The 23,128-nt window shown below is 65.7% G+C and carries 21 protein-coding genes and 1 pseudogene; 18 read left to right on the plus strand and 4 right to left on the minus strand.

Annotated features, from left to right (window positions below; translation table 11 throughout):
• Positions 1 to 48: 48 nt before the first annotated feature.
• From AB4Y31_RS03755 to AB4Y31_RS03835, 17 genes and pseudogenes are all read left to right on the plus strand, one after another.
• Positions 49 to 701: pseudogene (locus tag AB4Y31_RS03755) on the plus strand (DUF4136 domain-containing protein).
• A 414-nt stretch (positions 702 to 1,115) separates the two neighbouring features.
• Positions 1,116 to 1,823 (plus strand): beta-ketoacyl synthase chain length factor, encoded by a 708-nt coding sequence (locus tag AB4Y31_RS03760; RefSeq protein ID WP_368672764.1) that lies wholly within the window; start codon positions 1,116 to 1,118, stop codon positions 1,821 to 1,823.
• Positions 1,820 to 2,728: a lysophospholipid acyltransferase family protein gene (locus tag AB4Y31_RS03765; protein ID WP_368672765.1), complete on the plus strand. Its 909-nt coding sequence runs from the start codon at positions 1,820 to 1,822 to the stop codon at positions 2,726 to 2,728. The genes AB4Y31_RS03760 and AB4Y31_RS03765 overlap by 4 nt, the downstream gene beginning before the upstream one ends.
• A complete protein-coding gene (locus tag AB4Y31_RS03770) occupies positions 2,709 to 3,014 on the plus strand; it encodes a phosphopantetheine-binding protein (RefSeq protein WP_368672766.1) in 306 nt (101 codons plus the stop codon). The genes AB4Y31_RS03765 and AB4Y31_RS03770 overlap by 20 nt, the downstream gene beginning before the upstream one ends.
• Positions 3,011 to 3,265: an acyl carrier protein gene (locus AB4Y31_RS03775; RefSeq protein WP_368672767.1), complete on the plus strand. Its 255-nt coding sequence runs from the start codon at positions 3,011 to 3,013 to the stop codon at positions 3,263 to 3,265. The genes AB4Y31_RS03770 and AB4Y31_RS03775 overlap by 4 nt, the downstream gene beginning before the upstream one ends.
• Positions 3,258 to 3,908, plus strand: a complete 651-nt coding sequence (locus tag AB4Y31_RS03780) for a hypothetical protein (protein ID WP_368672768.1) — start codon at positions 3,258 to 3,260, stop codon at positions 3,906 to 3,908. Before AB4Y31_RS03775 ends, AB4Y31_RS03780 begins: the two co-directional genes overlap by 8 nt.
• On the plus strand, positions 3,905 to 5,614 hold the full coding sequence (locus tag AB4Y31_RS03785; RefSeq protein ID WP_368672769.1) for an AMP-binding protein: 1,710 nt from the start codon (positions 3,905 to 3,907) through the stop codon (positions 5,612 to 5,614). The genes AB4Y31_RS03780 and AB4Y31_RS03785 overlap by 4 nt, the downstream gene beginning before the upstream one ends.
• Positions 5,611 to 7,323, plus strand: coding sequence for a glycosyltransferase (locus tag AB4Y31_RS03790; RefSeq protein ID WP_368672770.1), 1,713 nt, complete (start codon positions 5,611 to 5,613; stop codon positions 7,321 to 7,323). The genes AB4Y31_RS03785 and AB4Y31_RS03790 overlap by 4 nt, the downstream gene beginning before the upstream one ends.
• Positions 7,310 to 8,905 (plus strand): histidine ammonia-lyase, encoded by a 1,596-nt coding sequence (gene hutH, locus AB4Y31_RS03795; protein ID WP_368672771.1) that lies wholly within the window; start codon positions 7,310 to 7,312, stop codon positions 8,903 to 8,905. Before AB4Y31_RS03790 ends, hutH begins: the two co-directional genes overlap by 14 nt.
• A gap of 2 nt (positions 8,906 to 8,907) precedes the next feature.
• Positions 8,908 to 9,339 carry an acyl-CoA thioesterase gene (locus AB4Y31_RS03800; RefSeq protein WP_368672772.1) on the plus strand — a complete coding sequence of 144 codons (432 nt, stop codon included), beginning with the start codon at positions 8,908 to 8,910 and terminating at the stop codon, positions 9,337 to 9,339.
• On the plus strand, positions 9,327 to 10,070 hold the full coding sequence (locus tag AB4Y31_RS03805; RefSeq protein WP_368672773.1) for an outer membrane lipoprotein carrier protein LolA: 744 nt from the start codon (positions 9,327 to 9,329) through the stop codon (positions 10,068 to 10,070). Before AB4Y31_RS03800 ends, AB4Y31_RS03805 begins: the two co-directional genes overlap by 13 nt.
• Positions 10,070 to 12,475, plus strand: coding sequence for an MMPL family transporter (locus AB4Y31_RS03810; RefSeq protein WP_368672774.1), 2,406 nt, complete (start codon positions 10,070 to 10,072; stop codon positions 12,473 to 12,475). The genes AB4Y31_RS03805 and AB4Y31_RS03810 overlap by 1 nt, the downstream gene beginning before the upstream one ends.
• A complete protein-coding gene (locus AB4Y31_RS03815) occupies positions 12,472 to 13,653 on the plus strand; it encodes a beta-ketoacyl-[acyl-carrier-protein] synthase family protein (RefSeq protein ID WP_368672775.1) in 1,182 nt (393 codons plus the stop codon). Before AB4Y31_RS03810 ends, AB4Y31_RS03815 begins: the two co-directional genes overlap by 4 nt.
• A gap of 24 nt (positions 13,654 to 13,677) precedes the next feature.
• Entirely contained in the window at positions 13,678 to 14,169 is a 492-nt protein-coding gene (locus tag AB4Y31_RS03820; protein ID WP_368673442.1) for a beta-hydroxyacyl-ACP dehydratase, read from the plus strand.
• Entirely contained in the window at positions 14,166 to 14,897 is a 732-nt protein-coding gene (locus AB4Y31_RS03825; protein ID WP_368672776.1) for a 3-ketoacyl-ACP reductase FabG2, read from the plus strand. Before AB4Y31_RS03820 ends, AB4Y31_RS03825 begins: the two co-directional genes overlap by 4 nt.
• Complete coding sequence (locus AB4Y31_RS03830) at positions 14,897 to 16,123, plus strand: beta-ketoacyl-ACP synthase (protein WP_368672777.1); 1,227 nt, start codon at positions 14,897 to 14,899, stop codon at positions 16,121 to 16,123. Before AB4Y31_RS03825 ends, AB4Y31_RS03830 begins: the two co-directional genes overlap by 1 nt.
• Entirely contained in the window at positions 16,120 to 17,343 is a 1,224-nt protein-coding gene (locus AB4Y31_RS03835; RefSeq protein ID WP_368672778.1) for a beta-ketoacyl synthase N-terminal-like domain-containing protein, read from the plus strand. The genes AB4Y31_RS03830 and AB4Y31_RS03835 overlap by 4 nt, the downstream gene beginning before the upstream one ends.
• A 49-nt stretch (positions 17,344 to 17,392) precedes the next feature.
• Here AB4Y31_RS03835 and AB4Y31_RS03840 read toward each other — a convergent pair whose 3' ends face one another.
• Positions 17,393 to 18,124 (minus strand): class I SAM-dependent methyltransferase, encoded by a 732-nt coding sequence (locus AB4Y31_RS03840; protein ID WP_368672779.1) that lies wholly within the window; start codon positions 18,122 to 18,124, stop codon positions 17,393 to 17,395.
• A 140-nt stretch (positions 18,125 to 18,264) separates the two neighbouring features.
• Here AB4Y31_RS03840 and AB4Y31_RS03845 point away from each other — a divergent pair, with 140 nt between their 5' ends.
• Positions 18,265 to 19,509 carry an NAD(P)/FAD-dependent oxidoreductase gene (locus AB4Y31_RS03845; protein ID WP_368672780.1) on the plus strand — a complete coding sequence of 415 codons (1,245 nt, stop codon included), beginning with the start codon at positions 18,265 to 18,267 and terminating at the stop codon, positions 19,507 to 19,509.
• 57 nt (positions 19,510 to 19,566) lie between these two features.
• Here the strand turns inward: AB4Y31_RS03845 and guaD are convergent, their stop codons facing one another.
• The 3 genes from guaD to xdhC form a co-directional block, all read right to left on the minus strand.
• Positions 19,567 to 20,928, minus strand: coding sequence for a guanine deaminase (guaD, locus tag AB4Y31_RS03850; RefSeq protein ID WP_368672781.1), 1,362 nt, complete (start codon positions 20,926 to 20,928; stop codon positions 19,567 to 19,569).
• Positions 20,929 to 21,048: 120 nt separating this feature from the next.
• Positions 21,049 to 22,071, minus strand: a complete 1,023-nt coding sequence (locus AB4Y31_RS03855; protein ID WP_368672782.1) for an adenosine deaminase — start codon at positions 22,069 to 22,071, stop codon at positions 21,049 to 21,051.
• Positions 22,052 to 23,125, minus strand: a complete 1,074-nt coding sequence (gene xdhC, locus AB4Y31_RS03860) for a xanthine dehydrogenase accessory protein XdhC (protein WP_368672783.1) — start codon at positions 23,123 to 23,125, stop codon at positions 22,052 to 22,054. Before xdhC ends, AB4Y31_RS03855 begins: the two co-directional genes overlap by 20 nt.
• Between the last annotated feature and the right edge of the window lie 3 nt (positions 23,126 to 23,128).

Below are 23,128 nucleotides of genomic sequence, written 5' to 3' on the forward strand. Positions count from 1 at the left end.
GCGAGGTAGAAGATGATGGCGAAGTGGGAGCAATGGCGGCGCGCGGTCATGCCAGTGCTTGCGATAGGCGCAATGTGGCTCTCGGGCTGCACGACGTACGTGACGACACAGGTGACGGCGTTTTCCGAGTGGAGCGGCAGCGATGCGACGCGGACTTACGCGTTTAGCCGCACGCCGCAACAGCAAAACAGCATCGAACAGGCGACGTACGAGCAACGGGTGGCCAACGAACTCGCGAGTGACTCGTTCAAGCAGGTGCCGAGTGCGCAGGCGCATTACCTCGTCGCCCTCGAGTACTCGAGTCACGGCGTACGGTGACGGTTTCGCAGCCCGTCTACTATGCGAACCCCTGGCCGGGGCCGTTCTGGCGACCGATCGATCCGTGGGGGCCATTCGGCCCGTTCCCGGCGGGCTATGTCAGCCAGTCGTACCCCGTCTATACGCATACGCTTGGCATTCGGATCACGGAGCGGGCATCGGGCAAGGAGGTCTACAACGTGACGGCGCGCAATACGGACGAGGAGCCCTCGCTAGTTCGCGCGATGCCGTATCTCGTGCGCAGCGCGCTCGCCGATTTCCCACTCGGCAACGGCGTCGTCCGCACGATCCGCATTCCGGTCGACAAGCACGGCGGCGCATCGAACGAGGTTGCCGTCACGCCGCCGTCCGCGTCGTCGTCGGGCAACGCCCAGCCGCATTGAGGGGCGCGGATTCTAGCACAGTCCGGTCTTTTCGAAACGGGCAAATTGGCTCGACAAAGCGGGTGTGTCCGGAATCCTGAATCGACTATCAGGAATTTCTGCATTTTCGCTAGGAATTCGTCGCCTGTTTTTTCCAGTGACGCGTAGCGCGAATGATACGAATGCAGACAGCGCTGTTTTTGAGACTGTTTTTTCAGTATTATCTCCCCCGCGAATTCCGGGGCGTTTGGGCTTGAAATCAGCCGCGCCGTAGCCGTCGTCATTCGATCAGGCGCGCTCCCCGGCGTTCAGGCAAGGACAAACAAGAACATTGGCCAACTCGGGGGTATGGTGGGCGCGAGTGCAGCGGGACTGTCGTCGTCCGCGTCTTTGCGCCGGGTAACCGGCCATTGAACAAGCTGCGGACGCTTCGATATGCTCGACATGTACTGGACCATTCCGGTCGCCCGCTGGTCGTATTGGTCGCCAGGCGCCGGTACGCCCACGCTGCCATTCATCGAGCCGATGGTCCGTCGTCGCTTGAGCGTCCTATCGAAAATGGCGCTTCACGTCGCTCACGAATGCGCGGCGGGGTTGAGCGCTCTCCGAGTCGTCTTTGCGTCGCGGCATGGCGAGCTGCGCCGGACCACCGATATCCTCGATAGCATCGCTTCCGATCAGCCCGTTTCTCCGACGGCATTCAGTTTGTCCGTGTTGAACGCGATGACGGGTGTTTTCGGTATTGCGCGCCGGGACGGCTCGGCAGCCACGGCGATGTCCGCGGGCGCGGAGACGCTCGGCTACGCTTTGCTGGAAGCGCATGCCCAATGGAGCGCAGACTCGTCGTCGCCGGTGTTGCTCGTCTACGCCGATGAGCCGGCCGATGCGCGTTACGGCGCGGTGGACGATGAGGTCGGCGCGGGCGCCCTGGCCATTCTTATCGATGCATCGGCCACGGCAGGGCTTCGCTGCCGCGTCGCTACATCGAAGCCCGATGGGGCGGCGCATGCACTCGAGCAAGTCGCGGGGACCCGTTTCGCCGTGCAAAGCGATGCTGTCGTGCATGGGCTCAGCGGGTCCGGCCCGGCCGCGTGGGAGGGCTTGGGGCGCCGCTGGCAATGGAACGGGGAAGGCGCACCATGAAGCGTATTCGCCTGCAAATCGGCCAGGCATTGCGCCGATCTCCCGATTGGGCCGACACCGTCGAGGACACAACGGTCTCGGGCGGCACACCGGGTGCGGCAAGCGTCGACCGCAGTCTCGGCGACCGTTTCGGCTGGGGCTGGCGGCTCGTCGCGACGGCCGCCGCGTTCGTCGTATTCGGCATCTGCGGCGGATTGTTCTCGATCGTCTTGTTTCCGGCAGCCTGTCTATGGCCGCGTCGCGCTTCGCGGCAGCGCCTGGTCGCTACCGTTATTCACTGGTTCTTCCGTGCGCTCGTTCGGGTGCTGCGCGTGATCGGCGTCATGAAGCTCGACGTCACGGGGGCCGCGTTGCTGCGTGGGAAGCAGCCGTACATCGTCGTTGCCAATCACCCCACCTATCTCGACGTCGTCATGCTGCTGGCATTGACGCCGCGCGCCTGCTGCGTGGTGAAGCGCGCGCACTGGGGCAACCCCTGCATGTGGGGGATCGTCCGGGCAGCCGAATACGTCAGCAATGCCGATCCGGCCGAACTTGTGGAGGCCGGTTCGCGTCAGCTCGCGGCGGGCTATTCGATGATTGTCTTTCCCGAAGGAACGCGCAGCCCGGCGCGCGATCGACTGCATCCGTTTTCGCGCGGGTTCGCGCACATGGCGGCGAAGAGCGGCACTCCGATTCTTCCGGTTCTGATCGACTGCAACCCGCCCGCATTCGCGAAAGGGATGCGCTGGTACGACGTGCCGGAGCGTCCGTTCCACATGCGCATCGCCGTGCTCGAGCCGCTTGCGCCCGAACGACTGAAGGGAGCCGATATGCCGCCCTCGCTGGCCGCGCGCACGCTCACGCATTCGGTCGAGGCTGTCATTACCCAGCATCTTTTTACGTATGGATTCTTTAAAACTTGAAATCAAGCAGTTGTTGATCGACGCGCTCGATTTGACCGATATGAGCCCCGACGATATCGACGACGATGCGCCGCTTTTCGATACGAACGGAGTCGGTCTCGATTCGATCGACGCACTCGAGATCGGCATCGTGCTGCGCAAGCACTATCGACTGACGATCGCGGCGAACGACGAGCGCACGCGCGAGTATTTCCGTTCCATCAATACACTCGCCGCGCTCGTCGAGAGCCAGCGCGCGCACGCGCCAACCGATAACGACACTGCAACCCAGGGGGACCCATCGTGACGGACGCAGAGATCCTCGAGCGCATTCGCGCCATCTTTCACGAGAACTTCGCGATCGAGCCCGAGCGAGTGATGCCTGAAACGCATCTGTTCGAAGAGCTCGATCTCGACAGCATCGACGCCGTCGATCTTGCGATCAAGCTGCAGGAAATGACCGGCCGGCGCATCAAGCCCGAAGAGTTCAAGGCGGTGCGAACGGTCGGCGACGTCATCGGCGCCGTCAAAACGCTCCTGGCTTCGGCCGATGCGTGATTTGCCGGCCGGCGCTTCGTCGGGCGCGAGCTACGCGAGCGGCGCGTTCGGTCAGTGTGCCCGCGCCGCGCTCGGCGTGGCGCTCAAGCTTGCCTACCCGATCGTGCTGCTCGCCGCCTGGCGCACGGGATCGGCCCGCTGGGCGGGGCTCGCCCTCTTCGCGCTGCTCTGGGTGCAGCGCTGGTTGGGGGCGGGCAGCCTCGCCCGTTTGCTCGCGCGGCTCAGCGCCCTCGAGTGGATCGTCGCGGGGGGGCTCAGTTGTGCGTCCGCCGCGATCGCGCTCACCGGCAGCGAACTGCTGCTGCGCTTTTATCCGGTTCTCGTCAATGCCGGAATGCTCGCGGTTTTCGGCGCGACCCTGGCCGGCGGCGGCCCATCGATGATCGAGAAGTTCGCGCGCATGCGCAAACCCGACCTCGGCGCGCGCGCCGTGCGCTATACGCGCGGCGTCACGCAGGTCTGGTGCGGCTTTTTTGCCGCCAATGGCGCGACGGCCGCCGCGCTCGCGTGGTATGGCTCCCGCGTTCAGTGGGCGCTCTATAACGGTGTCATCGCTTATGCGCTCATCGGCTTGCTGATCGCCGGCGAGATCGTGTGGCGGCGGATGTTCGTGCCACACGACGACGGAAGGGGAATGGCATGATCGCCCTTCACGAGCTCCTGCTCGATCGTTGCGACGACTCCGCACCGGTTTGTGTCGACGGCGCGACGACGATCGACAGGGTCGCTTTCAAGCGGCGCGTGCACGCGTACGTGCAGCGGTTTGGCTCGATGGCCGGCAATCGATACGCGCTGTGCCTCGATGACCCCTTCGAATTCGTTTGCGCGCTCTTTGCCATGCTGGCGACGGGCAAGGAGGCGGTGATTCCTGCCAATGCGGCACCCGGCTATCTCGAGGCACTGGGAAAAAACGCCTATGACGCGATAGTGACCGACGCTGACGCCAGCGCCGTGAAACCCGCGTGTGGGCCGATGGGCGTGCATGACGATCTCTCCTCGAACGAGCTGAGGATCGATCCTTTCGCGCCGTTGACGCTCTACACATCGGGCAGCAGCGGGGCGCCTAAGCCGGTCAGCAAGACGCTCGCGCAGTTCGACGCCGAGGTGCGTACGCTGGAAGCTCAATGGGGCCGGACAGTCGGCCAGGCGACGATGCTTGCCAGCGTGCCGCATCGGCACATCTATGGGCTGCTCTTTCGTTTGTTCTGGCCGCTTGCTTCGGGGCGGCCATTCGATCGCGCGACGTGCGGCGAGCCGCTCGAGTTGGTCAGGCGTCTCGCGCATTGCTGCGCAGGCGCCGTCGTCTCGAGCCCTGCGCAACTCGCGCGCTGGCCGGCGCTCCCGGGCTTCGGCGAGTTGATCCCCGCGCCTTGCTTGTTTTTTTCTTCGGGCGCCCCGTTGGACGAAGCGACGGCACTTGCGTTCGCCCGCCGCTTCGGCATCGCTCCCGCGGAGATTTACGGCAGCACGGAGACCGGTGGAATCGCATGGCGCCAGCAGCATGTCTCATCGGCCTGGCAGCCGTTGCCGGGCGTGGAGGTCGCGCGCGATGACACGGATACGGCGCTCGCCGTGCGCTCGCCACATCTCAGCCATGACGGCTGGCACCGTACCGACGATGCGGTGACCTTCGATGAAAACGGCCGCTTTCGCTTGCGCGGGCGGCTCGACCGCATCGTCAAGCTCGACGGCAAACGCGTCGCGTTGCCCGAGATCGAAACGGCACTCGCCGCGCATTCCTACGTCGCCCAAGCCGCCGCCATCGTCGTCTCTGGAACGTCGCGCGAGCGCCTCGGCGTCCTGGTCTCGTTGACGGGAAAGGGTGCTGTCGCATTGCGAGACGTTGGCCGCGTCGAGCTCATTCGCGCGCTGCGGACTCATCTGGCCCAGTACGTCGACGTCGTCGTGCTGCCACGCCGGTGGCGTTTTTGCACGTCGCTGCCGACTGACGGGCGGGGCAAGCTGCCCGCCGCGGCCGTCGCCGCCGCGTTCGGACCCAGGCCGACCGGCGTCGACGTGCTTGCGCGGCTCGATGACGCCGACGCTTGGCACTACGAGTTGCGCGTGCCGCCCACGCTCGTTCATTTCAGCGGCCACTTTCCCGGACTGCCGATCTTGCCGGGCGTAGTCATGGTCGACTGGGCGATCGATCTGGCTTCCGATCATCTGGACGGCGTGCGCGAAATCAAGTCGATTCATCGATTGAAGTTCATGGCGCCGGTACCGCCGAACGCAACGCTGCGCCTGACCCTCGGCCATGACGCGGCGCGCGGGAGTGTCCGCTTTTCGTATCGGCTCGGCGAGCGCGAATGCGCATCGGGCGTCATCGATTACCGGGGGCGCCCATGAGCATCCGCGTCTGCGCCGTCATCCCGATCTACAACCACAAGAAAGAAATCGGTACGACCGTCGCACGGCTCGTGCCGCACGGCCTGCCTCTCATCATCGTCGACGACGGCAGCGATGTCGCGACGCAAGCCGTTCTTGCCGATCTCGAGCGCGTCCATGCGCCGCTCGTCACCGTGCTGCGTCTGCCCCGGAATGGAGGGAAGGGCGCCGCGGTGATGGCCGGAGTCAAAGCGGCGCACGCCGCCGGCTTCACGCACGCATTGCAGATCGACAGCGATGGCCAGCACGACGCGGCCGACGTGCCGAAGTTCCTGCTGGCCGCGCGCGAGGCGCCCGACGCCGTCGTGCTTGGCCGCCCCGTCTACGACGAGACAGTGCCGAAATCGCGTCTCTACGGGCGCTATCTGACGCATCTCTGGGTCTGGGTCGAGACGTTGTCGTTCGAAATCCGCGATTCGATGTGCGGCTTTCGGCTCTATCCGCTTCAGGTGTTTTGCCGGCTGATCGACGAGGTCGCATTGCCGACGCGCATGGACTTCGACATCGAGGTTCTCGTGCGGCTGTCGTGGCGAGGGGTGCGCTTTCGTTCGATCGCGACGCGCGTGACTTATGCGCAAGGCGGGCTCTCGCATTTCGACGTCGTTCGCGACAACATCCGCATCACGAAGAGTCATACGCGTCTCGTCGCCGGCATGCTGCTCCGCTTGCCGTTGCTCTTAGCGCGAAAGGTGTCGCGCCGCGCCAACGCGCCGAACGCCGGCGGACCGGCGCGCTGGTGGCGGATCGCCGAGCGTGGCAGCCTCGTCGGCATGCAACTGCTCGCGTTGAGCTGCCGGCTGTTCGGCACGCGCGCGACGGGACTATGGCTGCACCCGATCGTCGCGTACTTCCTGCTGACCGGCCGTGCCGCGCGCGCCGAATCGCGGCGCTACTTCGCGCGGCTGCGGGAGGCTTCGCCTGATGCCGGTACGCCCCGTCCGGGTTGGCTATCGGCCTATCGCCAAATGCTCGCATTCGCGCAAGCGGGGCTCGACAAGCTTGCCGCCTGGTCAGGCCGTATCGGTTCCGCTGCAGTCGCGTTCGACGACTCAGCGCCATTCGAGGCGCTCGTGGCGAGCGGGCGTGGCGCCCTCGTCATCGGCGCGCACCTCGGCAATCTCGAGATGACGCGAGCGCTTGCCGTGCGCGGCGCTCATGCCAAGGTGACGGCGGTCGTCTACACGGAACATGCGCGGCGCTTCACTAGCGTGCTCGCGGGGGCGCACCGCGATTTCTCGCTGCGGCTGCTCGAGGTAGACGACTTCGGCCCCGCAACGGCCATGCTGATGCAGGCGCGCATCGACGCGGGGGAACTACTCGTCATCGTCGGCGATCGGGTTCCCGCTCACGAGGCGGGACGCACCGTCGATGCACCGTTTCTCGGCGCCATCGCGCCGTTCGCGCAAGGGCCCTACGTGCTCGCGCATGCGCTCGGGTGTCCCGTCTATCTCTTCTTTTGCCTCAAGGAAGGCCGGCGCCACAGGCTCTACTTCGAGCCATTCGCCGAGCGGATCCAGTTGCCGCGTCGCGACAGGGCCGAGCATCTGGCGGCCTACGCACGACGCTATGCGGAGCGGCTCGAGCATTACTGCCGCAAGGCGCCGTTTCAATGGTTCAACTTTTTCGATTTCTGGGCGCGGCCCAGCGGAGCACCGAATGGCCGAGCGTGATCTGGCTCAGGAATTACGTCGCGATCGGACGGCGAGCGTCGTCGTCGGGGGGCGGCGCTTGACGATCGAGGACGTCGTCGCTGTCGCGAAGGGGCGCCGCGGTGTCGTCCTGAGCGACGATCCGCACTGGCGGGACCATATCGAGCGCGGCGCTGAATTTCTGCGGGTGCGACTCGCGGCGGGGGCGACGGTCTATGGCGTCAACACCGGCTATGGCGACGCCTGCGTCGTCGATGTGCCGCCCGAGCTGGTCGAGGCGTTGCCGCTGCAACTGACGCGCTATCACGGGTGCGGGATGGGCCGGCATTTCGACGAGGCGGAAACGCTCGCGGTCGTCGTCGCGCGATTGAACTCGCTGGCATACGGCTACTCGGGTGTACGCGGTGTCCTGCTCGAGCGGCTCGCCGATCTCGTCAATCTACGCGTGCTGCCGAGGATTCCCGCGGAGGGATCGGTGGGGGCGAGCGGCGATTTGACGCCGCTCTCGTACGTGGCCGCCGCGCTCGTCGGAGAGCGCGACGTGACGTTCGAAGGAGCCGTTCATCCGGCGGCGGCCGTTTGGGCGCGGCTCGGCCGCGCGCCGCTCGTTCTTGCGCCCAAAGAAGGGCTCGCGTTGATGAATGGGACGGCCGTCATGACGGGACTCGCTTGCCTCGCGTTCGTGCGCGCCGCGCACCTTGCGCGAGTGGCGGCGCGCCTCACGGCGCTTGCGACGGTGGCGCTCGACGGACGCGCCGCGCATTTCGATCGGCTCATATTCGACGCCAAGCCGCACGCGGGCCAGGCGCTGGCCGCCGAGTGGATCCGGGACGATCTCGCGGGCCGCGACGATGCGCCGGGTCAGCGTCTGCAGGATCGTTATTCGATCCGTTGCGCGCCGCACGTGATCGGCGTCGCCTGCGATGCGCTCACCTGGATGCGCCGCGACATCGAGAACGAACTCAACAGTGCCAACGACAATCCGCTAGTCGACCCTGACCGCGAACGCGTGCTGCACGGGGGGAACTTCTATGGAGGCCATATCGCGTTCGCGATGGATGCGATGAAAACGGCTGTCGCGAACCTCGCCGATCTGATGGATCGGCAACTTGCGCTGCTCGTCGACGAGAAGTTCAACAACGGGTTGCCGCGAAATCTCTCGGGCGCATCGCCGGCGCGCCTGGCCATCAGCCACGGGTTCAAGGCCGTGCAGATCTCGTCTTCGGCATGGACGGCCGAAGCGCTGAAGCTGACGATGCCGGCCAGCGTTTTTTCGCGTTCGACGGAGTCGCACAACCAGGACAAAGTCAGCATGGGGACGATTGCCGCGCGCGACTGCCTGCGCGTCATCGAATTGACCGAGCAGGTCGCGGCGGCTCATGTGCTCGCCACGGTTCAGGCGGCGCGCCTGCGCGTCGCCATGGAAGCCCGCGAGGACGTCTTGACCGCACCGTTGGCGACGTTCGTCGAGGAGGTGGCGGCGGTATCACCTTTCGTCGATGAAGATCGTCCGCTCGAGCCCGACCTGCGCCGCTTGACCGCGAAGATGGCGGACGCGGCGCTCGTCGTTTCAACGAACGATTCGACGCACGGAGCGCGCTAGACATGGAACGGAGCGATCGCTCGATTACCGCCAGCGCGCGTGTCGAGGTGCCTTTTCATGACGTCGATGCCATGAACGTCTGCTGGCACGGCCACTATCTGAAGTACTTCGAGGTGGGGCGCGCCGCGCTCTTGCGCGTCTTCGACTACGACTATCCCGAGATGCAAGCGTCGGGTTTTCTCTGGCCGATCGTCGAGGCCCATCTGAAGTATGTGCGGCCCGCGACATACGGGCAGGTGCTGCAAGTCCGAACCGAGCTGCTCGAATACGCGAACCGCTTGAAGATCGGCTACATCATCGTCGATGAAGCCTCGGGGGAGCGGCTCACGAAAGGCTATACGGTTCAAGTCGCGATCTGTGCCGCGACGCGTGAATTGCAGTTCGAGTCGCCGCCCGTCGTGTTCGAGAAGGTGGAGCGTCTATGGTCGCGCTGAATGAGCTGCGAACGCTTCGGCGATGCTGGCCGAATTCGCGCTCGATGACGCTGAGCGCGGCATGCTTTTTCGCCCTCACGCATGCCTCTATCGCGGCATCCGCATCGTCTTCGACGCCCGCTGTGGCGCAGGCCCCGGCGAGCCTTGTGGCTTCGCAAACGGGCGCACGCGAGGCCGGTCTCGTGGCCGCCGTTGCCGCCCGTCTTGCGGAAAAGCCGGCCATACGGGCCCGCTTTCGTGAAACACAGACGCTCGCCGCGTTGAAGAGTCCGCTCGTCAGCACCGGCACGCTGCTGTTTGTGCGCGAGCGCGGCGTCATCTGGCGCATCGATACGCCCTATGCCGCGGCCTACGTGATCGGCGACGCGGGCGTCGCGCGGATCGGCGCCAACGGAGAACGGGCCGCGCAAGCTGGCCGATCCCGCGCCAGCGCTGGCGTTGCCCAAGTGTCGCGGATGATGCGCGCCATGCTCGGCGGGGACTTGTCCGCGCTCTATGCCCAGTTCGATGTGAGAGCAACGGGCACACCGGCGCAGTGGCGCATCGAGCTGACGCCGAACCAGCCGCAAATCGCTCAGGCCATCGACAGCCTGCAAATGGAGGGCGGCGAGTTCTTGCGCTCGCTCGTGATCCGATCGGCGAGCGGCGACATCACCCGCATCGATTTTGTCGACAGTGCCGTCGTCGGCGCACCAGCGGCAGCCGACCTCGCGCTGTTTGGAGCGCGCTGATGGGTGGCTTGCGCTCGGCTACGGTCAGAGGCTTCGGCGGCGTCCGCATCGTCTGGCTCGCGCTCGCCCTGGCAGCGGTCTTGTACTGCATATGGCGGTTTGCCGGTCCCTCGCCGTTGCAGACCAACCTGCTCGCGCTCGTGCCTCGAACGGAGGCCGACCCGATCGCCGAGCGGGCGGTCGACACGCTGGCATCGGCGATGGGCGACCGCACTGTATTCCTCGTGAGCAGCGACGACGCGGACCGAGCGAAGACAGCTGCCAGGCAATTTGCCGCGACGCTTGCTGGAACGAGGGCGTTTCGCGGCATCGTGGCCGAGTTGCCCCCGTTCGATGCAACGCAGGTTGCCCGCTTTTATTCGGCCTATCGATTTCGACTGCTGACCGACGCCGATCGTCTCGCGCTCGACGGCGACAGTCCCGCTTTATCCTCGATGCTGGCCACGCATCTCTACAATCCGCTGCGAGCGGGCTTCGCCACGCCGCTTGCCGTCGATCCGTTCGGCTGGCTCGGCCGTTGGATCGCATCGCTGCCGCTTGCCGCCTCGAATCTCGTCCTGGAAGACGGCATGCTCGTTACCCACCGCGCGGATGTGACGAGCGTGCTCGTCATGGCCGACCTGCCGGGATCCGCTTATGAGCCTTCGGTGCAAGCTGCCGTGCGCGCTGCCGTCGCCGAAGGCCAAGCGAAGCTTCGCGCGTCCTATCCGGACGTGCGCATCCTGCGCGCCGGCGCGGTCTTCTATGCGGACGCGGGACGCCGAGCGTCCGAGCGGGACGTTCATCGAATCGGCATCGTGTCGATCTTCGGCATCGCGCTCTTGATGCTCTGGATCTTTCGGTCTCCTAAATTGATGTTGCTCGGGTTCGCGTCGACCGCACTGGGGATCGTCTGCGCGCTCGCCGCCACGATGCTCGTCTTCGGCGAAATCCACCTGCTGACGCTCGTTTTCGGTACGAGCCTCATCGGCGAGGCAGTGGACTACTCGATTCAATACTTCGTGCTCTATCTGGGCGCCGGTAGCCAGTGGGATGCGCGGCAAGGTGCGCGCGCCGTGCGGCCGGCGCTCGCCATCGCGCTGGCAACGAGCTTGCTCGGCTACGCCGTGCTTGCATGGATGCCGTTTCCCGCGTTGAAACAGATCGCATGCTTTGCGATGACAGGGATCGCGGTGGCGTTCGGATCGGTACTCTCGTTGTTGCCGTCGTTTCTGCGGCAACCGCCGCGCCGCGTGCCGCGACACCTCTTCGCCGGTGCGGCGCGGCTTGCGTCGGGCTGGCATGCCGCCATCGGCGGCTGGCGCGCGGGATTGCTCGCCGTCGTCGTCATCGCGGCCGCCGTGCCCGGCTGGCTGCGCTTGAAGGCGAACGACGACATTCACTTGCTCGTTCAGCGCGATCCGTTGCTCGTCAGCGAGGAACAGCAAGTACGAGACGCAATCGGCATCGAGGACACGAGCCGCTTTTTCCTCGTCAAAGGCGCGACGCCCGAGCAGGTGCTCGAGCGCTGCGAGACGCTTTCCGCCGCGCTCGATGCACCGGTCGGCGGGAAACGGCTTGCGGGATGGCAGTCGGTCTCGCGGTTCGTACCGTCAGTGCGTCGGCAGGACGCCGATCGCGCACTGCTGGCAAAGGCCGTCTTCGGCGAGCCGTCCGCGCTGCGTGCGACGCTCCTTCAGGCAGGCTTTCGCGAGGATGTCGCCGATCGATATAGCCATGCATTCGCGAAGAACGACGCACCGCTTACGGTAGATCGCTGGCTCGCGCAGCCGTGGTCGCAACCCTATCGACATCTGTGGCTCGGCTCGACAGCCGGCGCGGGCGAGGTGGGCTACGCGGCCCTCGTGATGCCACTGGGCGCGGCACCGGATCAGCTGCCCGCGCTGGGCGAGCTGGCCAAGGGCCAGCCGGGCGTCGTCTTCGTCGATAAGGCGGCGAGCGTCTCGCGACTCTTCGGCGCCTATCGTGACGACTGCGGCATCTGGCTCGCGATTGCGCTCGTGTTCGTTTCGGTACTGCTTGCCCTCAGGTACGGTCTCATCGGCGGTCTCGCGGTGATGCTTCCGGTCGCGCTCGCCATCGGCGTAGCGCTTGCCGCATTCGGCTATGCGCGAGTCCCGCTCACGCTCTTCAATTGGCTCGCGCTAATGCTCGTGCTCGGCGTCGGCCTCAACTACGCGGTTTTTCTCCGAGAGGGCTGCCTGCGCGAGCGCGCGGATCTGGGTGCGGTCTGGACCGGCGTTGCACTGTCCGCCGCAACGACGTTGCTCTCGTTCGGCCTGCTCGCGGCGAGCTCGATGTCGGTTCTCAAGAGTTTCGGGGCGACGCTCGCGCTCGGCATCAGCGTGTCCGTGCTGCTCGCGCCGATCGGCATGCCGCCGATTCAGTCCGGAGGCCGTCGATGAAATCGCCTCTCGTCTACTTGCATGCCCTCGGCATGATCAACGCGCTCGGCGGCGATACGGACGCGGTCGCTCGAGGCCTCGTTGCCGATTGCGCGCCGGGCATGGGTGTCGCGGCATTCGGTGAGACAGGCGCGGCGTTCGTCGGACGCGTGACGGCGCCGCTCGATGTCGCGCCGCCACCGCATTTGCGACGCTACGACTGCCGCAACAACCGGCTGCTGCTTGCCGCGCTGGTCCAGATCGGACCGGCGGTGGCGGCTGCATGCGAGCGCTATGGCGCTGGGCGCATCGGCGTCGTTCTGGGCACGAGTACATCAGGTATCGCCGCGGCCGAGGCGGCGCTTGCGGGAAACGCGCGCGACGAGCGATGCAAGGCAGCTTTCGATTACGTTCAGCTCGAGATCGGCACGGCGGCGCCGTTCGCAGCGGCCGCGCTCGGCCTGCAAGGGCCGGCTTTCACGATCTCGACGGCGTGTACGTCGAGCGCGAAGGCCATCGTCGCCGCGCGGCGATTGCTGCAACTGAACCTATGCGATGCGGTCGTGGCCGGCGGCGTCGATTCGCTGTGCGAGACGACGGTGCGCGGGTTTTCGGCGCTCGAATCGACGAGCTCGTCCCGAATGAATCCGATGAGCGCCAATCGCTCAGGCATCAACGTGGGGGAGGCAGCCGCTGTCTTCCTCATGAGTCGGGAAGAGGGCCCCGCCGTGCTTGCCGGTGCGGGTGAATCGAGCGATGCCCATCATATTTCGGCCCCCGATCCGAGCGGAGCCGGCGGTGAGCGCGCGCTGCGCGCCGCGCTCGATGACGCCGGTGCGGTGCCCGAAGCGATCGGCTATGTGAATCTGCACGCGACGGCGACACGCAAGAACGACGAGATGGAAGCCCGGCTCATGGCGCGTGTCTTTCCAAACGGTGTTCCCGTGAGTGGGACGAAGCCGCTGACGGGCCACACACTCGGCGCGGCAGGGGCGACCGAGCTTGGCTTCGCCTGGCTCCTGCTCACGAACGAGGGGACTGTATTGCCGCGCCACCTTTGGGATGGCGTGCCCGATCCCTCGCTGCCGGCGCTCGATCTCGTCGAAGATGCGCGGCGGCTCCAGCCGGGCCGCCTCGTGATGAGCAATTCGTTTGCATTCGGAGGCAGCAACGTGAGCCTCGTGCTTGGGCAGTCATAGATGAACGATGGTAATGAACGTTGCATGACGGAAGAGGCGCGTCATTTCGGAGATACGGCGGCCTATCCGCCGATCGAGGAAATCCTTCCCCATCGCGGCACGATGCTGCTGCTGGAGCGCGTTCTGGCTTTCGACGACGCGGCACTCGTTGCGCAGGCGCGCGTCGACCGGGCGGCCTGGTACGCCGATGCGGCGGGTGCCATGCCCGCGTGGATCGGCATCGAGTTGATGGCGCAGGCGATCGCGGCGCACGTCGGTCTGGCCGCGCTGCGAGCCGGCGGTCGTGCAAGGCCCGGCGTTCTGCTCGGATCGAGCCGTTATGAGGCGCATCGGAGCGCCTTTGCGGACGGCTCTCGATTGCGCGTCGAGGCGAAGGAGCTTTTGCGCAGCGAGCAAGGGCACGGGGCTTACGAATGCGCGATCGAGGCCGAAGGAGAGCGCGTGGCGCAAGCGGTGATCAAAGTGTTTCAGCCGAGTGATTTTCAGGCATTCATTGAAGGGAGCTTTGCCTCATGAGCAACCGGCGTGTACTCGTCACCGGTGCAAGTCGCGGTATCGGCCGCGCCATTGCGAATCGATTGGCGGCGGACGGTTTTGCCGTCGGCGTTCACTGCAAAAGCGCCAGAGCCGAAGCGCAAGCGATCGTCGATGGCATTGCCCGCAATGGGGGCCGTGCGCATCTGCTCCAGTTCGACGTGCGCGATCGCGAGACCTGTAGGGCCGAGCTCGAAGCGGACGTCGCGCGCGAGGGCGCTTACTACGGCATCGTGCTTTGCGCGGGACTGACGCGCGACGCCGCGTTTCCGGCGCTGACCGGCGACGATTGGGATGCGGTCGTCGATACGGGTCTCGATGGGTTCTTCAACGTCGTGCATCCGCTGACGATGCCGATGGTGCGGGCGAAGGCGGGGGGGCGGATCGTGACGATCGCCTCGGTCTCGGGCGTGATCGGCAATCGCGGCCAGGTCAACTACAGCGCGGCCAAGGCCGGGCTCATCGGCGCGACGAAGGCGCTCGCGGTCGAGCTGGCATCGCGCCGCATCACCGTCAATTGCGTTGCTCCCGGCTTGATCGACACAGAAATGCTTGCCGACGTCGAGCATCTCGACGAAGCGCTGCGCATGGTCCCGATGGGGCGCGTCGGCAAGCCGGAGGAAGTCGCGGCCGTGGCGAGCTTTCTCATGTCCGATGCGGCGTCGTACGTGACGCGTCAGGTCATCGGCGTGAATGGCGGGATCATCTGATGAAGCGCGTCGTGGTGACTGGAATGGGCGGCGTGACCGCATTCGGCTCGAGCTGGGATGAGATCGAAGTCGCATTGCGCGGCGGGCGCAACGCCGTTCGTCGCATGCCCGAATGGGACTACTTTTCCGCGCTGCATTCGCGGCTTGCGTGCCCGTTGCCTGCATTCGAGCTGCCTGCGCACTATCCACGCAAGAAGACGCGCTCGATGGGGCTGGTCTCGATGTATGCCGTTCGCGCGAGCGAGTTCGCGCTCGCCGATGCGGGCCTGGCCGGTGACGCGTCGATTGCCGACGGGCGCATGGGCGTCGCATACGGTTCTTCGTCGGGCTCCGTACAGCCGATTCGCGCGTTCGGCGCGATGCTCGAGACCGGCTCGATGACGGACGTGACGTCGAATAGCTACGTGCAGATGATGCCGCATACGACCGCCGTCAACGTCGGCCTGTTCTGGGACCTCAAGGGAAGGGTCATCCCGACGTCCTCGGCCTGCGCGTCGGGAAGCCAGGCGATCGGCTACGCCTATGAGGCCATCGCGACGGGCAAGCAAGCCTTGATGCTCGCGGGCGGTGCCGAAGAGCTCTCAGGGCCAGCCGTCGCGGTGTTCGATACGCTCTACGCGACGAGCACGCGCAACGACGAGCCTCATTTGACGCCGCGGCCGTTCGACGTTGAGCGCGACGGGCTCGTCGTCGGCGAAGGGGCGGCGACGCTCGTGCTCGAAGAGTACGAGCATGCACGCGCGCGCGGCGCGCGGATCCATGCGGAGGTCGTCGGTTTCGGCTGCAATTCCGACGGGGCGCATATGACCCAGCCGACCGCCGCCACGATGGCGCACGCAATGCGGCTCGCCCTTGCCGACGCGACGCTGGCCGCCACGGCGATCAGCTACGTGAACGCGCACGGCACGTCCACCGATCGCGGCGACGTGGCCGAAAGCGCCGCGACGGCCGAGATCTTTGGCGACGCCATGCCGATCAGCTCGCTCAAAAGCTATGTCGGTCATACGCTCGGTGCATGCGGCGCGCTCGAGGCGTGGTGGACGATCGAAATGATGAAACGCAATTGGTACGCACCGACGCTGAATCTCGATGACGTCGATCCGGCTTGTGCGCCACTCGATTACATCCGGGGCGCCGGACGCGAGATCGATGCCGAATATGTCATGAGCAACAACTTCGCCTTCGGCGGCATCAACACGTCGCTCGTTTTTCGGCGGGTCCAATGAGCGGTGTGGGCGAGCGGGTGGTCGTGACGGGAATGGGGATCGTCTCGTGCCTGGGCAATACCCTCGACGATGTGGCTCACGCGCTGCACGCCGGCCGTGCCGGGATCGTCGCCATCGACGCATGGCGAGAGCGCGGTTTTGGCAGCCAGGTGGCCGGCCGGGCCACCGTGGCGGGGGAACCCGCGTTCACACGCAAGCTCGAGCGTTTCATGGGCGACACCGCGCGCTTTGCCTGTCACGCGGCGCGCAAGGCGATCGAAGACGCCGAGTTGCCTTCCGCGTCGCTTCGCTCGCCGCATGCGGGTGCCGTCATCGGTTCGGGCAGCGGCGCGCTTTCCTCGTACGACGCCGCGCTCGCGATCGTCGCCGCGCGCGGCATCGAAAAGGCGCCGCCGTTCATCGTGCCGCAGGCGATGAGCAGCACCGTGTCGGCGAACGTCGCTCACGCATTCGGGCTCGAGGGCATCGTCTATTCTCCGTCCTCGGCTTGTACGACGTCAGCGCTCGCGATCGGCCAGGCAATGCAGCTGATTCAGACGGGCCGACAGCAAATCGTGCTCGCGGGAGGCAGTGAAGAGCTGCACGACAACTACACGCTGATGTTCGACGCGATGGGCGCGCTTTCGCGCCGCTTCAACGACGATCCGCGGCGCGCGTCCCGGCCGTACGACGCCGAGCGTGATGGCTTCGTGATTGCGTCCGGCGCCGGCGTGCTCGTACTCGAATCACTGACGCACGCGCGGGCGCGTCGGGCGCGTATCTATGCCGAGCTGACCGGTTTCGGTCAATCGACCGAAGCCATCACGATGGTCGCGCCCGGCCCGGCCGGCATTGCGCGTGCCGTGCGTCAGGCACTCGCCGAAGCGGGTGGCGCGCCTGACTATGTGAACACGCACGCGCCGTCGACCCCGCTGGGCGACGCCGAAGAACTGGGCGCATTGACCGCCGTATTCGGCGAAGCGCTGCCACCGTTCTCGTCGACGAAAGCCTTGAGCGGTCATCCGCTCGCCGCGGCGGGCGTGCACGAGGCGATTTACACGCTGTTGATGATGCGCGACGGCTTCATTGCCGGCAGTCCGGGCATTGAAAACCTCGATGCGTGCGCGGCCGGGAAGCCGCTCGTGCGCGAATCGCGGGCCGCGCGGATCCGCACGGCGATGTCGATTTCGTTCGGGTTCGGCGGCAGTTGCGCGAGCCTTATGTTCGGCGCTTGTGAGTAGGCGTGCGGACGGTGCTGCGCGCGTCGGGGCACGGACGGTTGACCGCGGCTCAGCCGATCTTGCGGGCCGCCACGTTCACGAGCGTTTCGCGGCGCTTGCCGGGCTGGGGCCGGTGCAGCCCGAGCCGCTCGAGGAGGCCGAAGTCCGTTGCCCGGCTCCACCAGAGATAGGGCAGCGAAACGTTGTTCGGTCCGAAGGTGAAGCCGCCGGCGCGCAGCACGTCGAGGTAACCGTCGGCGCTCTTTTGCACATGCATCGGATGGCGAAAGAGCCGCCGAATCACCCACGACTTGATGTAGACCTCGGTCGATTCGGCGAAGAGCAACAGCCCGCCGTCCTTGAGCACGCGATGGAACTCCGCGAGCGCGCGCTCCTGCTCGACGAGATGATGAAACGTTTGATGGCAGAAGACGATGTCCGCGCTGGCGTCCGCAAGCGGCAACGCGGCGCAGTCACCGTGCTGCAACTCGACGCCGGTCGTAAGTTCGCTTGCGGCTCGGGCGGCAAGCTCGAGCGAAGGCTCGTGAAAATCGACGCCGACGATGCGGCGCGGCGCGAAGGCATGTTCGAGCAGCTTGAACGACAGGCCTTGGCCGCAGCCGACATCGACGATCACCGGTGCTTGCGGTAGCGGACCGTCGATGAGGTGCTTGAGATCGTCGATGGCAACGCGGAGCACGTGATGCTGCCACGTATGCGTGCGCAGGAACCATGTGCCGAACGCGGTTTCCGGCACGAACGCGACGGCCCGGCGCGGCGTGTGGATGGAAGAGGATGACACGTTCGTTTTTCCCCTAAGGCGAATTGTCATTGTTAATGCGGCAATTGTAATGGCAATGAGCCACTTAACGCTGAGCGTTGGATGGCTTTATCGAAGACCGCATGGATTTACAACAAGATCGGACCAATGAAGAGAAAAAGATGACTAGAGTTTCGCTGAATGACGTCGAAGTAGACGTGGCCGTGATCGGGGCGGGCCCCGCCGGCGCGGTTGCCGCCGCCCTGCTCGCGCGAGCGGGCCGCTCGGTGCGGGTGCTCGAGCGCGAAGAGTTCCCCCGCTTTCCGATCGGCGAAAGCCTGCTGCCGCAAAGCATGGCCTATCTGGAAGAGGCCGGCATGCTGCAGTCCGTCGTGCAGGCCGGATTTCAATACAAGAACGGCGCGTACTTCGTCTGCGGCGAGAAGTCCTCGGCGTACGATTTCCGCGACAAGCACACGCAAGGGTGGGGCACGACCTATCAGGTCGAGCGCGCGGTTTTCGACGACCTGCTGATTCGCCGGGCGGCCGAGCAAGGGGCCGATGTGCGCTTCCGCCACGTCGTGCGATCGATGCGCACGGGCGCGGCACCCGAGCTCGATGTCGCCGACGAAACGGGCAACCACTATGTGGTGCGAGCGCGCTTCGTGCTCGACGCGAGCGGATTCGGCCGCGTGCTGCCGCGCCTGCTCGGGCTCGAAAGGCCCACGCGCATGCCGGCGCGCGCCGCGCTCTTTTCGCACGTGCGCGATGCGCTGCCGGCCGGGAGCACCGATCGCGACAAGATCTGCGTGGCAGTCCATCCGCGGCATCGCGACGTCTGGTACTGGATGATTCCGCTCGCCCAGGGCCGCACGTCGGTAGGCTGTGTCGCCGAAGCGGCGTTCCTCGACGTGCCCGAGGCGGCGCGCGAAGCAAAGCTGCGCGACCTGATGCGCGAGGAGCCAACCATCGCGGCGTTGATTGGCGACGCGCCTTTCCTGATGCCGGTACGGCAGATTGCCGGCTATGCCGCGAACGTCGAGCGGCTGCACGGCCCGGGCTATGCGTTGCTCGGCAACGCAGGCGAGTTTCTGGACCCGGTGTTTTCGTCGGGCGTGACGATCGCGCTGCGATCCGCCCATTTGGCGGTGCAGGTGCTGCTGCGTCAATTGGGCGGCGAGAGCGTCGACTGGATGACCGAGTATGACGTGCCGCTGCGCAAGGGCATCGACACGTTCCGTGCGTTCGTCGAGCGCTGGTACACGGGCGAACTGCAGGACATCATCTTCGCGCCGAATCAGGCGCCCGAGATTCGCCGCATGATCAGCGCGGTACTCGCGGGGTATGCGTGGGACGAGACGAACCCCTATGTGGCCGATCCCGCACGGCGGCTGAACACCCTGCACGAGATTTGCACGGCGACTTGAAACATGGGGCCGAGCGCGAGCAGGGCGCCTGTCGTGTGTGTGACGTGAAATCCGGCGCTAGCCGCGACTCGGTGCGGTGACAGTGCCAAGCGGCCGCTTTTCGTCGCGCCGATGAACGCACGATCCGGCGGCGTAGGTCTCGTACACCGCCCGATCGTCGCCCAGTAGCGCGAATGCAAAAAGCCATTCCTCGAGCGATTCCGCGCGCGCCGTGCGGCGCGCGATGAGCGGCGTCGCCTCCGGGTCGAGCACGACGAAGTCGGCTTCCGTCCGCGGTGCGAGCGTACCGATCGTCTCGCCCAGATCGAGCGCTTGCGCGGCACCCGCCGTCGCGAGCCAGAACATGCGCGTGGCCGTCAGATGATGGCCCGTCATGCGGGCGACCTTGTGCGCTTCGTTCATCGTTTGCAGCATCGAAAACGATGTGCCGCCGCCGACGTCGGTGCCGAGCGCGACCGGCATGCTGCTGGCGTCGGCCTTCGCCATATCGAAGAGGCCGCTGCCAAGAAAGAGGTTCGACGTAGGGCAGTGCGAGGCGACGGCGCCTGCTTCGGCCATTCGTAGGCGATCGTTCTCGTCGAAGTGAATGCAGTGCCCGTAAATGGCACGACGGCGCAGCAATCCGCGGCGATCGTAGACGTCGAGGTAGCTGCGGTGTCCGGGGAAGAGCTCGGCGACCCACTTCACTTCGTCGACGTTTTCCGCGACATGCGTCTGAATGAACACGTCGGCGTGCTCGCGCGCGAGCGCGCCGCACGCTTCCAGCTGCTCCGGCGTCGAAGTCGGCGCGAAGCGCGGCGTGAGCGCGTAGAGTTGCCGTCCGCGGCCATGCCAGCGCGCGATGAGTTCAGCGCTATCGTCGTAGCCCGATTGCGCCGTATCGCGGAGGTAGTCGGGACAATTGCGGTCCATCAGCACCTTCCCCGCGATCATGCGCAGATTTCGTGCTTCGCTTGCCGCAAAAAGCGCGTCCGCCGATTGCTTGTGTACCGTGCAGTAGACGAGCGCCGTCGTCGTCCCGCACGCGAGCAATTGATCGAGGAAGAAGTTCGCCGTCTCCTCCGCATGGGCGAGCTCGGCAAAGCGGCGCTCGGTCGGGAACGTGTAGTTTTCGAGCCATGGCAAGAGCCCAGGCGCCGGCGAGGCGATCATGTCCGTCTGCGGGTAGTGCAGATGGGTATCGATGAAGCCCGGCACGATCATCTTGCCGCGCAAGTCGCGAACTTCCGTTGCCGGCGTCAATTGCGCCGCAAGCGAGCCATAGGCACCGCGCGCCACCACGCGCCCATCCTCGACGATGAGCAGACCATCGTCCTCGAAGTCGACTGCGTCGTCCGCGTGCGCGGGATCGCCCCTGAACGAAAGCAGCTTTGCACGATAGGCGATGCGTTGCGTGATGCGGTTGCCTTTGTCACTCATGATTTCGAATCTCTTCTCATAACGCGATGCCGCTGCTCGGCTGTCCGATGGCATGCTTGCGGGGCGCGCTGCGCAGCCGCAGGCAGCGCGTCGACATGCACTGGAGTGCGGCGGCTTGCCTTATCGTCGCCAGTAGTCGTCGAGCGTCGCGACCAATGCGGCGCGCTCGTCGGCGGCGACAAACGATGCCTCGAAGCCATTGCGCAGAATCGTATGGACTTCGGCATCGGTCAGGTCGAGCGCTTCGGCAGCGCTCAAATAGTTCGCGTTGACATAACCGCCGAAGTAAGCCGGATCATCCGAATTGATCGTCACGGCCACGCCGTGCGAGAGCAATGTCTTCAACGTGTGCTGCTTCATGTCGTCGAAGACTCGCAGCTTCAGGTTCGACAGTGGGCAGACGGTCAATGGAACGCGTGTCTCGGCAAGCCGTGCGACGAGCGCCGGGTCCTCGATGCTGCGCACGCCGTGATCGATGCGATCGACCTCGAGCAAATCGAGTGCCTCATAGACATAGGACGGCGGACCTTCCTCGCCTGCATGGGCGACAGTCTTCAGTCCCCGTGCGCGGGCCTTCTCGAACACACGCTCGAACTTGGAGGGCGGATGGCCGCGCTCCGACGAATCGAGGCCGACGCCGACGAGCCGGTGCGCGTACTGGTCGAAGACGGGCAGCGCGGCTTCGAACGTAGTCAGTGCATCCTCTTCCGAGAGATGCCGCAGAAAGCAAAGAATGAGGCGGCTCGTGAGTCCGCGCCGCTCCGCAACGGCCAGCGCACGTTCGATGCCGGCCACCGCGGTGGCGATCGAGACGCCGCGCTCGGTATGGGTTTGGGGATCGAAGAAGATTTCGGCGTGCACGACGTGATCGGCCAGCGCGCGCTCGACATAGGCCGCCGTCATCTCGTAGAAGTCCTCTTCGGTCAGCAAGACGCTCGCACCGGCGTAGTAGATGTCGAGGAACGATTGCAGATCGGTGAAGGCATAGGCGGCGCGAAGCGCTTCGATCGAGTCATAGGCGAGCTTTACGCCATTGCGTTTCGCGAGCTTGAAAATGAGCTCGGGCTCGAGCGAGCCCTCGATATGAATGTGCAGTTCGGCCTTCGGCGCGCCGGCGATTTTTTTAGCGAATGTCGGTGTCATGGTCGATCGTGGGTCGATGAATGGCGTGCGATGCGGACGATGTCTCGGCGCCGCCGCGTTTCGCGCGTACCGCCTCGACCGCTTGCAGCAATTGCGCGGCCACGGCGATCGCGATGATTTCGGGCGATTTGTCGGCGATGCCTTCGATGCCGATCGGGCAGTGCATTCTAGCGACGATCGCGGGATCGATGCCGACGGCCGCGAGCCGGTGCTCGAATTTGCGGCGCTTCGTGCGCGAGCCGATCATGCCGAAGAACGCGAAGTCGCCGCGCCGCAGGATGCGTTCCGCGAGCGCAAGGTCGCGCGCGTGGTTATGCGTCATGACGACGAAGTAGGTGCCGGGTTCCGCGTCGTCGACGGCTTCGTCGGGCGCATCGTTCGCGTCGATCGTCACGTTGGCAAACTCGTTCGGCCGCACATGCTGCCCGAACTGCGCATCGCGCTCGTCGACCCAGCGCACGCGGCAGGGCAACGTCGCGAGCACGCGCACGAGCGCCGCGCCGACATGGCCGGCCCCGAAGACGACGACGGGAAATTCGCGCGGCACGATCGTTTCGGTCAGCAGCGCGTTGCCTTCGTCGAAACCGGCGCCGTCCCAGAGCAGGCAATCGGGCGTCACCGTGCCCGGCTCGGGGTCTGAAAGCTGCACGCCGTCGAGCGCGGGGCCGAACGACACGGTGCGCACGCAGCTTGCGCCCGCTTGCAGCCGTTTCGCCAATGTCGCCACCCATCCGAGATCGCCGACATCGAGGCGCTCGAATGCGAGCACGACGGCACCCCCGCAGCACTGTCCGAGACTCGGCCCCAGCGCGAATCGCTCCAGCCGGCGCAGATGCGGTACGCGCATGCCGTCGCGCAGCACCTCGCGCGCGATCTCGATGGCGCGCCATTCGAGATGTCCGCCGCCGATGGTGTGCCGTGCGGCGTCGCGCGTGACGATCATCTTTGCGCCTGCTTCGCGCGGCGCCGAGCCTTCGATGCGCGCCACGGTCACGAGCACGGCGGCGTCGCCGTGCGCGAGCAGATGCTGCAAATCGGTGAGCCACGTATGCATCTG

Origin of the sequence: Trinickia sp. EG282A, assembly GCF_040965455.1 — a bacterium.
Taxonomy (GTDB): domain Bacteria; phylum Pseudomonadota; class Gammaproteobacteria; order Burkholderiales; family Burkholderiaceae; genus Trinickia; species Trinickia symbiotica.

Bases quoted from the DNA above. Each gene is read 5' to 3' on its own strand.
- AB4Y31_RS03760 (WP_368672764.1), top strand. From the start codon at position 1,116: ATGCTCGACATGTACTGGACCATTCCGGTCGCCCGCTGGTCGTATTGG.
- AB4Y31_RS03765 (WP_368672765.1), top strand. From the start codon at position 1,820: ATGAAGCGTATTCGCCTGCAAATCGGCCAGGCATTGCGCCGATCTCCC.
- AB4Y31_RS03770 (WP_368672766.1), top strand. From the start codon at position 2,709: ATGGATTCTTTAAAACTTGAAATCAAGCAGTTGTTGATCGACGCGCTC.
- AB4Y31_RS03780 (WP_368672768.1), top strand. From the start codon at position 3,258: ATGCGTGATTTGCCGGCCGGCGCTTCGTCGGGCGCGAGCTACGCGAGC.
- AB4Y31_RS03785 (WP_368672769.1), top strand. From the start codon at position 3,905: ATGATCGCCCTTCACGAGCTCCTGCTCGATCGTTGCGACGACTCCGCA.
- AB4Y31_RS03790 (WP_368672770.1), top strand. From the start codon at position 5,611: ATGAGCATCCGCGTCTGCGCCGTCATCCCGATCTACAACCACAAGAAA.
- hutH (WP_368672771.1), top strand. From the start codon at position 7,310: ATGGCCGAGCGTGATCTGGCTCAGGAATTACGTCGCGATCGGACGGCG.
- AB4Y31_RS03800 (WP_368672772.1), top strand. From the start codon at position 8,908: ATGGAACGGAGCGATCGCTCGATTACCGCCAGCGCGCGTGTCGAGGTG.
- AB4Y31_RS03805 (WP_368672773.1), top strand. From the start codon at position 9,327: ATGGTCGCGCTGAATGAGCTGCGAACGCTTCGGCGATGCTGGCCGAAT.
- AB4Y31_RS03810 (WP_368672774.1), top strand. From the start codon at position 10,070: ATGGGTGGCTTGCGCTCGGCTACGGTCAGAGGCTTCGGCGGCGTCCGC.
- AB4Y31_RS03815 (WP_368672775.1), top strand. From the start codon at position 12,472: ATGAAATCGCCTCTCGTCTACTTGCATGCCCTCGGCATGATCAACGCG.
- AB4Y31_RS03820 (WP_368673442.1), top strand. From the start codon at position 13,678: ATGACGGAAGAGGCGCGTCATTTCGGAGATACGGCGGCCTATCCGCCG.
- AB4Y31_RS03825 (WP_368672776.1), top strand. From the start codon at position 14,166: ATGAGCAACCGGCGTGTACTCGTCACCGGTGCAAGTCGCGGTATCGGC.
- AB4Y31_RS03830 (WP_368672777.1), top strand. From the start codon at position 14,897: ATGAAGCGCGTCGTGGTGACTGGAATGGGCGGCGTGACCGCATTCGGC.
- AB4Y31_RS03835 (WP_368672778.1), top strand. From the start codon at position 16,120: ATGAGCGGTGTGGGCGAGCGGGTGGTCGTGACGGGAATGGGGATCGTC.
- AB4Y31_RS03845 (WP_368672780.1), top strand. From the start codon at position 18,265: ATGACTAGAGTTTCGCTGAATGACGTCGAAGTAGACGTGGCCGTGATC.
- guaD (WP_368672781.1), bottom strand. From the start codon at position 20,928: ATGAGTGACAAAGGCAACCGCATCACGCAACGCATCGCCTATCGTGCA.
- AB4Y31_RS03855 (WP_368672782.1), bottom strand. From the start codon at position 22,071: ATGACACCGACATTCGCTAAAAAAATCGCCGGCGCGCCGAAGGCCGAA.
- xdhC (WP_368672783.1), bottom strand. From the start codon at position 23,125: ATGCATACGTGGCTCACCGATTTGCAGCATCTGCTCGCGCACGGCGAC.